This window comes from Janthinobacterium sp. PSRC1-1 (genome assembly GCF_049897525.1).
Lineage (GTDB): Bacteria > Pseudomonadota > Gammaproteobacteria > Burkholderiales > Burkholderiaceae_D > Janthinobacterium > Janthinobacterium tructae.
The window spans coordinates 1-12,876 of record NZ_JAFCWK010000004.1 but is presented as its reverse complement, the minus strand read 5'-3'; the positions used below and the strand labels follow the sequence as shown (position 1 = coordinate 12,876).

11 protein-coding genes are annotated in these 12,876 nt (G+C 60.5%); 3 read left to right on the top strand and 8 right to left on the bottom strand.

The features are described from left to right. Positions 1-123 precede the first annotated feature (123 nt). Positions 124-444: a DMT family transporter gene (locus ACP7DW_RS09345; RefSeq protein WP_426055181.1), complete on the top strand. Its 321-nt coding sequence runs from the start codon at positions 124-126 to the stop codon at positions 442-444. 157 nt (positions 445-601) lie between these two features. Beyond that, positions 602-1,759, top strand: a complete 1,158-nt coding sequence (locus ACP7DW_RS09340; protein WP_426055182.1) for an iron-containing alcohol dehydrogenase — start codon at positions 602-604, stop codon at positions 1,757-1,759. Positions 1,760-1,762: 3 nt separating this feature from the next. Here the strand turns inward: ACP7DW_RS09340 and ACP7DW_RS09335 are convergent, their stop codons facing one another. From ACP7DW_RS09335 to ACP7DW_RS09305, 7 genes are all read right to left on the bottom strand, one after another. Continuing rightward, the gene (locus tag ACP7DW_RS09335; protein WP_426055183.1) at positions 1,763-3,832 is read right to left on the bottom strand and encodes a 3-hydroxybutyrate oligomer hydrolase family protein; all 2,070 of its coding nucleotides are present in this window, start codon (positions 3,830-3,832) and stop codon (positions 1,763-1,765) included. Positions 3,833-3,908: 76 nt separating this feature from the next. Continuing rightward, positions 3,909-4,889, bottom strand: coding sequence for a branched-chain amino acid ABC transporter permease (locus tag ACP7DW_RS09330; protein ID WP_219134118.1), 981 nt, complete (start codon positions 4,887-4,889; stop codon positions 3,909-3,911). Between the two features lie 31 nt (positions 4,890-4,920). Further along, entirely contained in the window at positions 4,921-5,805 is an 885-nt protein-coding gene (locus ACP7DW_RS09325; RefSeq protein ID WP_034752662.1) for a branched-chain amino acid ABC transporter permease, read from the bottom strand. Positions 5,806-5,967: 162 nt separating this feature from the next. Further along, positions 5,968-7,176 (bottom strand): ABC transporter substrate-binding protein, encoded by a 1,209-nt coding sequence (locus ACP7DW_RS09320; protein WP_426055184.1) that lies wholly within the window; start codon positions 7,174-7,176, stop codon positions 5,968-5,970. 70 nt (positions 7,177-7,246) lie between these two features. After that, the gene (locus ACP7DW_RS09315) at positions 7,247-7,969 is read right to left on the bottom strand and encodes an ABC transporter ATP-binding protein (protein ID WP_426055185.1); all 723 of its coding nucleotides are present in this window, start codon (positions 7,967-7,969) and stop codon (positions 7,247-7,249) included. Further along, a complete protein-coding gene (locus ACP7DW_RS09310) occupies positions 7,969-8,739 on the bottom strand; it encodes an ABC transporter ATP-binding protein (protein ID WP_426055186.1) in 771 nt (256 codons plus the stop codon). The genes ACP7DW_RS09315 and ACP7DW_RS09310 overlap by 1 nt, the downstream gene beginning before the upstream one ends. Before the next feature lie 133 nt (positions 8,740-8,872). Continuing rightward, the gene (locus tag ACP7DW_RS09305; protein WP_426055187.1) at positions 8,873-10,498 is read right to left on the bottom strand and encodes a GMC family oxidoreductase; all 1,626 of its coding nucleotides are present in this window, start codon (positions 10,496-10,498) and stop codon (positions 8,873-8,875) included. 1,485 nt (positions 10,499-11,983) lie between these two features. On the opposite strand from ACP7DW_RS09305, the gene ACP7DW_RS09300 reads away from it, so the two are divergent. After that, positions 11,984-12,742: a 5'-methylthioadenosine/adenosylhomocysteine nucleosidase gene (locus ACP7DW_RS09300; protein WP_426055188.1), complete on the top strand. Its 759-nt coding sequence runs from the start codon at positions 11,984-11,986 to the stop codon at positions 12,740-12,742. Between the two features lie 44 nt (positions 12,743-12,786). Here the strand turns inward: ACP7DW_RS09300 and ACP7DW_RS09295 are convergent. After that, positions 12,787-12,876 (bottom strand): integrase core domain-containing protein (locus tag ACP7DW_RS09295; RefSeq protein ID WP_426055194.1); only part of this gene is annotated, 90 nt, incomplete at its 5' end.

Genomic DNA, 12,876 nt, shown 5'->3' with positions numbered 1-12,876 from the left:
TACAATTGCCGCATCGTCCGCAAGCGTGGTCACGCCAGTGGCCATCGTGACGAGCATCCAGGAGGACGGCCTCCCCCATCATGGGCACACACCGGGACGGCCCGCTCTGGTTAAGGAGCCGCCATGGCCTGGATACTGTTACTGATTGCCGGCATGCTGGAAGTCGTGTGGGCATACTCGATGAAACTCTCCGAGGGTTTCACCCGACTCACCCCTTCCGTCATGACCATCGTCATGATGATCGCCAGCTTCGGCTTGCTGTCGATTGCCATGCGCACCCTGCCCCTGGGCACGGCCTACACCATCTGGACCGGCATCGGCGCCGTCGGCGCCTTCATCGTCGGCGTCGTCTTTCTGGGCGAGCAAGTCAACACCCTGCGCGTGTGCGCCGCCGTCCTCATCGTGTGCGGCATCGTGCTGATGAAACTGTCGTCCAGCCACTGAGAGGAATCCCCATGGGTTTTCTGAGCGTGCTGGCCATCGGCCTGGCGTATGCATGGAAACGCGGCGCGCTGGAGTGGGAATAGCGTTCCACGTGAAACAGGCGCACGGCGGGAAAGCGGAGTAAGCTTGGCTTCTGTCCCCACTGTCAGGAGTCTGCATGTCCGCCTTCCAGTTCCGCACCGTGCCGCATCTGATCGTTGAAGGAGGCGCCGCCCCCCAACTGGGTGCGCACGTCGCCCATCACTTCCCGAGCGTGCGCCGCGCCCTGCTCGTCACCGACGCGGGCTTCCTGCGCACGGGCCTGGCCGACGCTCCCCTGCACAGCTTGCAGGCGGCGGGGATCGAGGTCCACGTCTTTGCCGAGGTGCAAGCCGATCCCCCCGAAGCCATCGTGCTGGCCGGCGTGGCCCAGGCGCAGATGTTTCACGTGGAACTGATTATCGGCCTCGGTGGCGGCAGCTCGCTGGACGTGGCCAAGCTGATCGCCGTACTGGCCCCCGGGCGCCAGGAACTGGCGCAACTGTATAGCATCGGCAATGTCCACGGCCAGCGCCTGCCCCTGGTGCAATTGCCGACCACGGCCGGCACGGGTTCGGAAGTGACGCACATCGCCATCGTCACCACAGGCGCCACCAGCAAGATGGGCGTGGTGGCGCCGCAACTGTATGCGGACCTGGCCATCCTCGACGCCAGCCTGACCCTGGGCTTGCCGCCCGCCGTGACGGCCGCCACCGGCATCGACGCCATGGTGCATGCGATCGAAGCGTACACCAGCCGCCTGCTGAAAAATCCCCTGTCCGACATGCTGGCCACGCAGGCGCTGTCACTGCTGTCCAGCAACCTGCTCACGGCCTGCCGCGATGGCGGCAACTTGCCGGCGCGCCAGGCCATGCTGCTCGGCGCCATGCTGGCCGGCCAGGCGTTTGCCAATGCACCGGTGGCCGCCGTGCACGCGCTCGCCTATCCCATCGGTGGTTTGTTCCACGTGCCACATGGCTTGTCGAATGCGCTGGTGCTGCCGCACGTGTTGCGTTTCAATCTGTCGCACGCGACACCGCTGTATGCGCAACTGGCGGCCGTCTTGCAGCCCGGCATCACGGGCAGCGAGGAAGCGCGGGCCGTGGCCCTGATCGACGCCATGCAGGCGCTGGCGCACGCCACCGGTATCGCGCGCACCCTGCGCGAGGTAGGCATCGCGGCCAGCGACCTGGACCGGCTGACCGACGACGCCATGCTGCAGACGCGCTTGCTGGGCAACAATCCGCGCGTCGTCACGCGCGCGGATGCCCGCGCCATCTATGCGGCGGCGTTATGAGACTCAGTCGGGCACATCCACCACCGTCCCCGTCACACTGATCGCATTGCCTGCCGCTGGGGTCGACGCTATCGCCGGCACGTTGGCAGCCGTGATCAAGGTCGACGCATCGGCGCGCGTCACCGTGCGCACTACCTGCGAAGGCGGCAAAGCTTGCTTGGCGGACAAATGCGCATACATGGCATCGAGCGCCCGGTTCAGGTACACGTGTAGCGGCACGATCAGTGTCGGCAAGGCGCTGCTGAAGGAATCAAAGTGATTGGCATGGGTCACCTCGATATAGCGCAGTTGGCTACTGCGCCCTTCCACGGCGGCATTCAGGCCAAGATAGGCGCGCGACGCGTGATTGACGGGAATCAGGGTGTCGCTGCGGCCGTGCACGATGATGGCCGGCTTGCCGTGCAACTTGCCGCTGGCCGCTACCTCGGCCATGCCAGCCCGCACGCGCACGCTCTGCCCTGCCAAAGTGCCATCCAGGTTGGCGCCGCTGACGGCGTCGCGTCCCGTCGCCAGGCTGCGCAGGCACAGGAAGCCATCGAGCGACTGGTCCGCCAGACTGGTCGAGGGTGACACGCCGGCCGTGTAGCCCTTGGCCCCGCCCACGCTGTTCTCGTACACGACACTGCCGAGGATGCCGTTTTGCGCGGCAAAGCTGGCCGCCTTTTGCGCCGGGGTGAACGCGATGGGGTTGCCGCTGCCATCGGTCTGCGCAAACGTGAAACCACACACCTTGTCCGTCACGGAGAATTTTCCGTAGGCATACGCATACGTGACGGCCACCAGGATGTTCGTGCCCGCGTGCGCCGCCTGCAGCGGGTCGGAGTCCGGCAACCAGCCATACGCGCGCAAGCGCTGCTTCGCGTCCGCCTGCTGCGCCGCCAAGTCCGCGCCGTTCAACAAGCCCTTGGCTACCAGCGCCGTGCAGCGTCCCGCATTGCCGGCCACGGAAGCGATGCATGGCTGATACAGCGCCGCATAGGTGGCGTAGTCGAACAGGGCGCGCCCCGGTGCGTTCACCACCACCCCGCCCTGGCGCACGCTGTAGGCGCTCGACGCCGCTGGCTGGACCTGCGGCTCGCTGGCCGCCACGCCGCTGATCAAACCTTGCGTATCCTGTTCCGCCGCCAGCAAGGCCGAGCCGGCGCCGTTGGAAATGCTCGAGGCGATCGTGATGGTGTTCTTCGGCGTCAGGCGCACGATGCGTGAACTGCCATCGCGGGCCAGCACGCCATAGCGCTCGTTCAACACGTAATACGCCATCTCGACCGCCTGCAAGGTCACCTTGCCCCAATCCTTCTCCGGGTTCTGCTGCGAGTGCGCATGCTTGAAGGCGATGCGGTTCGGGTTGGCCCCGACCCAGGCGAGGCGATCCGCATCGCTCAAGTCCGGTGCGAAGAGCGCGCTCTTGCCGGCCGCCACCCTGCCCGCGCGCACGCCATTCTGCAGGTTGACGCTGTCGTCCTCGAACACATACAGGCCCGTGCCGGAACCCTTGTCTGCATACGCCACGGCGCAGCCCTTCTTCAGCCCCCACTCGCCGGAGCTGCCGATGGCGCCATAGATGCCGCGCGAGCCGCTCGATGTGCCCGTGACGATGCAGGCACGGTCCGGGTCGAAGCTGGCCGGCACCTGCACCATCAAGGTGACATTCTTCTTGCCCGTGCCATCATCGGCATAGGCGATGTATTCGCTGCCCGCCACCAGGCCCTCGCCCGCGCCCACGTTCCCACTGGCATCGACGTTCGGTCCGTACAGGGTGCCATAGCCGCTGTTGGCGGCAATGTCGAGCACGGCGCGGTAGTTGGCGTAGATCGCATTGCGGCGCAGTTCGAGCGGCGTCGGCTGCTCCGTATTCGCATACGCGGGCGTGGCGCCCGCCAGTCCCGTCTTGCCCAGGCCGGCCGTCAGCAGATCGTTCGTCTTGCCGTCGTAGTCGGCGCGCGTGATGCTGCCCAGGTAGCCGGGCATCTGGTTCAGCTCTTCCGGCGCATGGTTGCTGCCGCAGGCTGCCAATGCCAGCAAGGTGCACAGGCGCATGCCAGTCGTGCCCGCGCGCGTGATCGTCATTTGCATGGTGGTTCTCTCCGTTGAGGTAACAGTGGACGCACAATGAAAAACGCCGGACGAATCGTCCGGCGTTGCTTGAAAATCAGACCGCGGCTTTGGCTGGCCTGCCGCCGAAGCGCGCGATGGCTTCGCCGACGATGCCGCGCCGGAACAGCAGCACGCAGATGACGAAAATCACCCCCGTGACCATGCCCACCGATTCACCCAGGGTGCCGAACCACTCGATGCCCGTGTGCGTGGCCAGATAGGTACCGACATCGCCCAGCTTGTTTTCCAGCGCGATGATCAGCACGGCGCCGAGGATGGGACCGGACAAGGTGCCCATGCCGCCCACCAGGGTCATCAGCACGACCAGGCCCGACATGCCCCAGTACACATCGGTGAGGGTTTCAAAGCCCAGCACCAGGGTCTTGGTGGCGCCGGCCAGCGCGGCCAAGGAGGCCGACAGCACGATGGCCATCAGCTTGTACTTGTTGACGTCGTAACCGAGCGAGATGGCGCGCGGCTCGTTTTCCTTGATCGCCTTGAGCACCTGGCCGAACGGCGAGTGGATGGTGCGCACGATCAGGGCGAAGCCGGCGACAAAAATGGCCAGCACCACGTAGTACAGCACCGTGTCATTGCCCAGGTCTATCATGCCCAGCAAGGTTCCACGTGGAACACCCTGCAAGCCATCCTCGCCACCCGTGAAGGGCAGGCGCAAGGCGAGGAAGTACACCATCTGCGCCAGCGCCAGGGTGATCATCGTAAAGTAGATGCCCTGACGGCGGATCGCCAGGCCGCCGATCACCAGGCCCAGCAAGGCACCCGTGGCGACGCCGGCCAGCAAGCCCAGTTCCGTTGGCCAGCCCCAGGTGCGCAGCGCGTAGCCGGTGACATAGCCGGCGCCGCCGAAGAAGGCCGCATGGCCGAACGACAGCAAGCCGGTGTAGCCGATCAGCAAGTTGAAGGCACAGGCAAACAGGGCAAAGCACAGCAACTTCATCAGGAAGACGGGATAGCCGTAAAACGGGGCCGCCAACGCCAGCAGCAAGGCAATGGCGTAGCCTACATTCTTATTCATCGTGGTAGCTCCAATACATGACTGATGAGGATTACTTTTCTTTGCCGAACAGACCGGCGGGACGCAGCAGCAGCACGATGACCATCACCACGAACACCACGGTGGCCGAGCCTTCCGGGTAGAACACGCGGGTCAGGCCCTCGATCACGCCCAGGCCCAGGCCCGTCAGGATGGAGCCCATGATGGAACCCATGCCACCGATCACCACCACGGCAAACACGACGATGATCAGGTTCGAGCCCATCAGCGGCGAAACCTGGATGATCGGTGCGGCCAGCACGCCGGCGAAACCGGCCAGCGCCACGCCGAAGCCAAAGGTCAAGGTCACCATCAGCGGCACGTTGATGCCGAACGCTTCCACCAGTTTCGGGTTTTCCGTGCCGGCCCGCAGGTAGGCGCCCAGCTTGGTTTTTTCGATGACGAACCAGGTGGCCAGGCAGACGGAAAGCGAAGCGATCACCACCCAGGCGCGGTAGTTCGGCAGGATCATGAAACCGAGGTCCGTCGCACCGGCCAGCGCTTCAGGCACGGCATACGGCTGGCCCGAGACGCCATAGAACGAGCGAAACACGCCTTCCATGATCAGGGTAATGCCAAAGGTCAGCAGCAAGCCATACAGGTGGTCGAGTTTATACAGCCAGCGCAACATGGTCTTTTCGATCAGGATGCCGACCAGGCCGACGAGGATCGGGGCGATGACCAGCATGGCCCAGTAATTGATGTCGAAATAACTGAGGCCCATCCAGGCCAGGAAGGCGCCCATCATGTACATGGCGCCGTGCGAGAAATTAATAACGTTGAGCAAGCCGAAGATGACGGCCAGACCGAGGGACAACATGGCATAGAACGAGCCGTTGACGAGACCCAGCAGCAGCTGGCTCATCATCGCTTGTATTGGAACGCCGAAAATTTCCATGGCATCACAGTATAAAAAGCACCGCCGGGTAGCGGTGTGGTATCAAGGGAAACACGCCACCGCAGACCAGACTGGTGCGGCGGCGCAAGGCGAACCCTGCGGGCGAAGTGCAGGACGGAGCACCCGCGCAGCGGCGGGCACTCCGCAGGTGATGCTAGGGTCTTACTTCCACAGCGAACACTTCGATTCAGCCTTGGTCACATACGCTTGCGCACCGGGCACGGTAGCGACCACCTTGTAGTAATCCCATGGGTATTTCGACTCGGACGGCTTTTTGACTTCCATCAGGTACATATCGTGCACCATGCGGCCATCGGGACGCACTTCGCCATTCTGGGTGAACATGTCGTTGATCTTGGTCTTCTTCAGATACGCCATGACTTTCTCGGTGTCATCCGTCCCCAGCGCCTTGACGGCTTTCAGGTAGGTCGCCGCGGCCGAATAGTCGGCCGCCTGCAGCATCGACGGTTCCTTCTTCATCTTGGCGAAATAGCGTTTCGACCAGGCGCGCGTGTCCGCATTCAAGTCCCAGTACCAGCCATCGGTCAGGTACATGCCTTGCGTCAGGTTCAGGCCCAGCGAATGGATGTCGTTGATGAAGATCAGCAGACCGGCCAGCTTCATCGATTTCGTCAGGCCGAACTCGTTGGCCGCCTTGATGCTGTTGATGGCGTCGCCGCCGGCATTGGCCAGGCCGAGGATTTGCGGCTTGGACGCTTGCGCCTGCAGCAGGAAGGACGAGAAATCCGAGGCGCCCAGCGGATGCTTGACGCTGCCCAACACCTTGCCGCCGGCTGCCTTGACGACCTCGGCCGTGTCTTTTTCCAGCGAGTGGCCAAACGCGTAATCGGCCGTCATGAAGTACCAGTTCTTGCCGCCCTGCTTGACGATGGTGCCGCCCGTCCCGCGCGCCAGCGCTACCGTGTCGTAGGCGTAGTGCACGGTGTAGGGTGTGCATTCTTCATTCGTCAGGCGCGAGGAACCGGCGCCGATGGCGATGAAGATTTTTTTCTTTTCCGCCGCGACCTTGGCCATGGCCAGGCTGGCGCCGGAATTGGTGCCGCCGATCAGCATGTCGACGCCTTGCTGGTCGAACCATTCACGCGCCTTGGAGGCGGCGATGTCGGCCTTGTTTTGATGGTCGGCGGAAATGAATTCCACCTTTTTGCCGGCCAGTACTACGCCGGCATCGGCGATCGCCATTTTGATGGCTTCCGCGCCACCGAGGCCGTCGACGTCGGAATACACGCCCGACATGTCGGAAATAAAACCGATCTTGATGGTGTCGCCCGATACCTGGGCGTGCGCGGCGCTGGACAAGCCCAGTGCGCAAAGAGTGGCGGTGGCAATGGCGATAGCGTTACGTTTCATAGTGTCTCCGTTGGGATTATTGTTTGCTATTTAAACGATTGCTCGACGACGATACGGAACTACATGGGCATTACACGCCAAGCAGCTCGGTCAATACCGGCATCTTGGCTTCCAGTTCGGATGCAGCAAAGGTCTCGACGATCTGACCGTGCTCCATCACATAAAACCGGTCCGCCAGCGGTGCGGCAAACCGGAAATTCTGTTCCACCATGACGATGGTGTAACCCTTCGCTTTCAGGGTGGTGATCATGCGCGCCAGCCCTTGCACGATGACGGGCGCCAGGCCTTCGGAAATTTCATCGAGCAGCAGCAGGCGCGCGCCCGTGCGCAGGATGCGCGCCACGGCCAGCATCTGCTGTTCCCCGCCCGACAACCGCGTGCCCTGGCTGTGGCGGCGTTCCTGCAAATTCGGGAACATGGCGTAGATTTCCTCGACCGACATGCCCTTCTCGCCGCTGGCCAGGGTCGGCGGCAGCATCAGGTTTTCCTCCGTCGACAGCGAGGAAAAAATGCCACGCTCTTCAGGACAATAGCCGATGCCCAGGTGGGCGATTTTGTGCGTGGCCAAACCTATCGCTTCGACGCCATGGACTTTGATGGAACCCGTGCGTGCGCCCGTCAGCCCCATGATGGCGCGCAAGGTGGTGGTGCGGCCGGCGCCATTACGGCCCAGCAACGTTACCACTTCGCCCTGCTCCACTTTCAGGTTCACATCGTGCAGGATGTGCGATTCGCCATACCAGGTGTGCAGTTGTGCAATTTCCAGCGCGGGTGCCTTGTTGCTAGCGGTCATCAATGTGCCCCTTCCAGTTCGGCGTGGGTGGTGCCCATGTACGCTTCCATCACTTGCGGATTGCGCGACACTTCCGCGTAACTGCCTTCGGCCAGCATGGCGCCGCGCTGCAGGACGGAAATCTTGTCGCAGATGCCAGAGACCACGCTCATATTGTGTTCCACCATCAAAATGGTGCGGCCGACCGAGACTTTCTTGATCAGTTCGGTGACGCGGTGCACGTCTTCGTGGCCCATGCCCTGGGTCGGCTCGTCGAGCAGCATCATTTCCGGTTCCATCGCCAGGGTGGTGGCAATTTCCAGCGCCCGCTTGCGTCCGTACGGCATGTCGACCGTGATGGTGTCGGCAAACTCCGTCAGGTCGACTTCGGCCAGCAAGGCCATGGCGCGGTCATTGAGGCGGTTCAAGGAACGCTCGCTTTGCCAGAAGTGGAACGAGGTGCCCAGCTGGCGCTGCAAGCCGATACGCACATTTTGCAGCACGGAGAGATGCGGGAAGACGGCGGAAATCTGGAAGGAACGGATCACGCCCATGCGGGCGATCTGCGCCGGTTTGGCTGCCGTAATATCTTTCCCATTGAACAGGATCTGTCCGCCGGTGGGGACCAGGAATTTGGTGAGCAAGTTGAAACACGTGGTCTTGCCGGCGCCGTTAGGACCGATCAAGGCGTGGATATGGCCCCGCTCTACCTTCAGGTTCACGTCGCTCACTGCGGTGAAACCCTTGAATTCCTTGGTCAAATTTCTTGTTTCCAAGATTACGTTTGACATCGTGTCTCCTAGTTGTACTTTTTGTACTACTTAGTCATTTTTATAATACACAACTTAAATTTAACGCACAATACAGTATAACTACGGGGATTTTGCGCCAGCCCGAATAGCGCAAACCCGCGCTTTGCCGCGATCATTTCCAGGCCGCATGTATCATTTGCGCCGCTTTTTCCGCAATCATCACGGTGGGCGAGTTCGTGTTACCAGAAGTAATGTACGGCATGATGGAGGCATCGACCACCCGCAAGCCGGCCACGCCGAGCACGCGCAGCTGGCTGTCGACCACGCTCGACGCATCGCCTGCCACGCCCATGCGGCAGGTGCCCACGGGGTGAAAGATGGTGGTGCCGATCTGGCTGGCCGCCTGCGCCAGCTCTTCCTCGCTCTGGAATTGCACGCCAGGCTTGTATTCCTGTGGCGCAAATTTTTTCAGGGCCGGCGCGGCGGCGATGGCGCGCGTCAGGCGCAAGGCGTCGGCCGCGACCTTGCGGTCCGGCTCGGTACTCAGGTAATTGGGCACGATCTTCGGCGCCGCATAGTTGTCGGCCGAGGCGATGTGCACGTGACCGCGCGAGGTGGGGCGCAGATTGCAGACGCTGGCCGTAAACGCGGGAAACGCGTGCAGCGGTTCGCCGAATTTGTCCAGGGAGAGCGGCTGCACGTGGTACTGCAGATTCGGCGTGGCTTGCTGCGGATCGGACTTGGCGAACGCGCCCAGCTGCGACGGCGCCATCGACATGGGCCCGCTCTGAAATAGCGCATATTGCAAGCCGATCTGCATCTTGCCGACAAGATTGCTGGCCATCACGTTCAAGGTCTTGACGCCCTGCACTTTAAAGACCATGCGCAGCTGCAAGTGGTCCTGCAAATTGCCGCCCACGCCAGGAGAGTCCAGCACGGGCGTGATGCCGTGTTCGCGCAGCAAGGCGGCCGGGCCGATACCGGACAGTTGCAGCAATTGGGGCGAACCGATGGCGCCCGCCGTCAGCAGGGTTTCCCGCCGGGCCGTCGCCTGCCACTGCGTGCCGCCGCCCGTAAACACGATGCCCGTGCAACGCGGCCCCGATTCTGTCGTCTCCAGCAGCAGACGTTCCACGTGGCAACCCGTCATGATGGTCAGATTCGGCCGGCGCGATGCCGGTTTCAAAAACGCTTTGGAGGTATTCCAGCGGATGCCGCGGCGCTGGTTGACGTCGAAATACGCGCTGCCGCTGTTGTCGCCACCGTTGAAATCGCTGGTTTTCGGAATGCCGACCTGCTGCGCCGCATCGCGGAACGCATTCAAAATATCCCACGACAGCCGCTGCTTTTCCACGCGCCATTCACCACCCGCGCCATGGTTTTCCGACGCGCCGCCGTGGTAATCCTCGCTTTGCTTAAATAGCGGCAAGACTTTGTCCCAGCGCCAGGAGGCGTCGTCCGTCAGGTCGGCCCAGTGGTCGTAATCGCCGGCCTGGCCGCGCATGTAGATCATGCCGTTGATGGAAGAGCTGCCCCCGAGCACTTTTCCGCGCGGATACATCAGGCTGCGTCCGCCCAGGCCCGCGTCCGCCTGGGTGGAATACAGCCAGTCCGTGCGGGGATTGCCGATGCAATGCAGATAGCCGACGGGGATGTGTATCCACACGTAATCGTCCTTGCCGCCCGCTTCCACGAGCAAAACGTTGGCATCCTTGTCGCGTGTGAGCCGATTGGCCAGCACGCAACCTGCCGTACCGCCACCCACGATGATGTAGTCGTATTCGCCTGCCGATTCCAATGAAGCTCCTTTCGGTATGCCATCAAGCTGTCGCGCGGCGTGTCTCCCCGCCGCGTCCCGTTACCAGAGTCTGTCTTTCTTCATGCATGCATGGCTGTTGAGCCAGATTGAGATTACCACCAGTGCCCGGCCAGGGCGACATTATTCGTGGCAAGCGGCGCGACACGCTCAAAAGCCGGGAAAAACAGGGGCTGCAAGCTGTGGATAACCGTATGGATATCCACAGGGACGATATGTGCGTAAACGAAAATTTTTTTCAGCGGCGTTTTTTTGTCCAGAAACCGTCCCAGGCAGATACAACGCTTACTCAGCGCTTATCCGCACGCCAAGCGATTGTTTACAAGGATAAATCAGGACTTATCCACAGAAGATGCCGCCGTTAACTACTATTACTATGCTTGTATACGATCTTGTTAAGGTAAACCCGACAACGCGCGCTTTGCCTGCCCTTCGCCTTCGGGAAGGTTCGCCAGCCTGTCATCAAAAAAAAAGCCGACAAGCGGCTTTGGCTGACAAAAAAAATCGCGCCAACAACTGAGCGACGAAAACCGGCACGGCCGGCATCACGCACACAGCACTGCCAAACCGTCTTGCAAAATGGAAACGTCAACAGACCTGACCGGGCACAGTGCCAGCAAGCCATTCAATGTCGAAAAGAGGGGGAATTTACAACGATTGTGGATAAGTCACTTGATATCCACAGGATGATTTGTGCGTAAACACGAACTTTTACGCAGGCCCGCATTTTATACAATTTTGCTCCTCGCGTGATACAGCGATTATGCACGCTTTATTTTGCGCGTAAACGCTTGATCCTGTTGAAAAAAAGCGACTTATCCACAGAAAAAACCGCGTTTACTATTACTACTATTTTTATATATAGATCTATTGTAAACCGATAAAAAAAGCGGAAGTCCGGGGATATTTTCAAAAAGCATGCAAAAAACATCCAAAAAAAAGCCAACGGCGACATCGCGAGCCACTGCCAAACCGTTTTGCAGGAATCCCCTCGATGCCAGCGTTCGCGAAAGAACAGCGCCCGTGGTCGCTCAAGCTTGATTGCCAAACTTGATTGCCAAACAGGGATCTGAGCCTACGAAGCACGTCAAACATGCCACGACAGCAAGAAAAACCGTGATTTTTGCTTGCCGCTGTGGATAAGTGCCTGCATATCCACAGGATGAGATGTGGGAAAAGTCGATCTTTGTCCACAGCCCGATTTTTATCCCAAACAAGTCCTCGCTCGATACAATGCTTGTGCGCCTACTTTTTTGTGCGCCAAGTCGATGATTTTTATACGGTATACCGACTTATCCACAAAAAAATGGCCGTTTACTATCACTACTATTTTTATGTATACATCTTTATTTAAAACACAGAAACAAACGCGAACGGTGGAAAAGTCGCCGAAACGGCTGTTTTCACCTTGTAAACCGTCTGGCAATCCGAAAAACCTGTAAAAACAGTATGAATTCACACAAAAAAATGCGTTTAGGCATCATCAGTGCCTTGCACGAAGAACAGCAGGGGCTGGTAGAAGCCATGCAAGGCCCCCAGAGGCGTTCACACGGCATGCGCGACTACACCCTGGGGACCTTGTGGAATATCGACGCTGTGTGCGTCCTGTCGCGTCTGGGCAAGGTTGCCGCTGCCATGACAGCTTCTATCCTTGTGGAAAAGTACGGAGTTACCCACATCGTCTTCACCGGCGTGGCCGGCAGTGGGGATAAACACGTGAAAGTGGGCGACATCGTGGTGGCCGAAGCGCTGCTGCAGCACGATATGGATGCCCGACCGCTATTTCCCCGCTTCGAAGTGCCGCTGACGGGATTGCAGCGCTTCGCCACGGACCTGGAACTGAGCACGCAACTGGCAGCTGCCGCCGACGATTTCCTGCGTGACGATATTTCCAGCGTGCTTAAGGCGGCCGATATCGAGGCATTTGGCTTGCAGCACGCACAAGTGCACCGCGGCCTGATCGCCAGCGGCGACCAGTTCATCAGCAGCGCCGCGCATATCAACCAGCTGAAAGCAGATATCCCCGACCTGCTGGCCGTCGAAATGGAAGGCGCCGCCGTGGCGCAAGTCTGTTTTGAACTGGGCGTGCCGTTTACGGTCATGCGCACCATTTCCGATAACGCCAACGAAGAGGCCGCCGTCGACTTCATGCGTTTCGTGCAAACGGTCGCCTCGCCGTATGCGTTGACGGTGATTCAGCAATTGTGCCAGCGCCTGGCTGGCTGATTTTTCATCACGCGTTGTCCAGTCCTAAAATAGGTTGACAGTATTTACTGCTGTAGAAACGCCCGATGCACCGCATCGGGCGTTTTGTATTGCAAGGCCGTATGCGGCCGTTCCTGGTTATAGATGCGCACCGA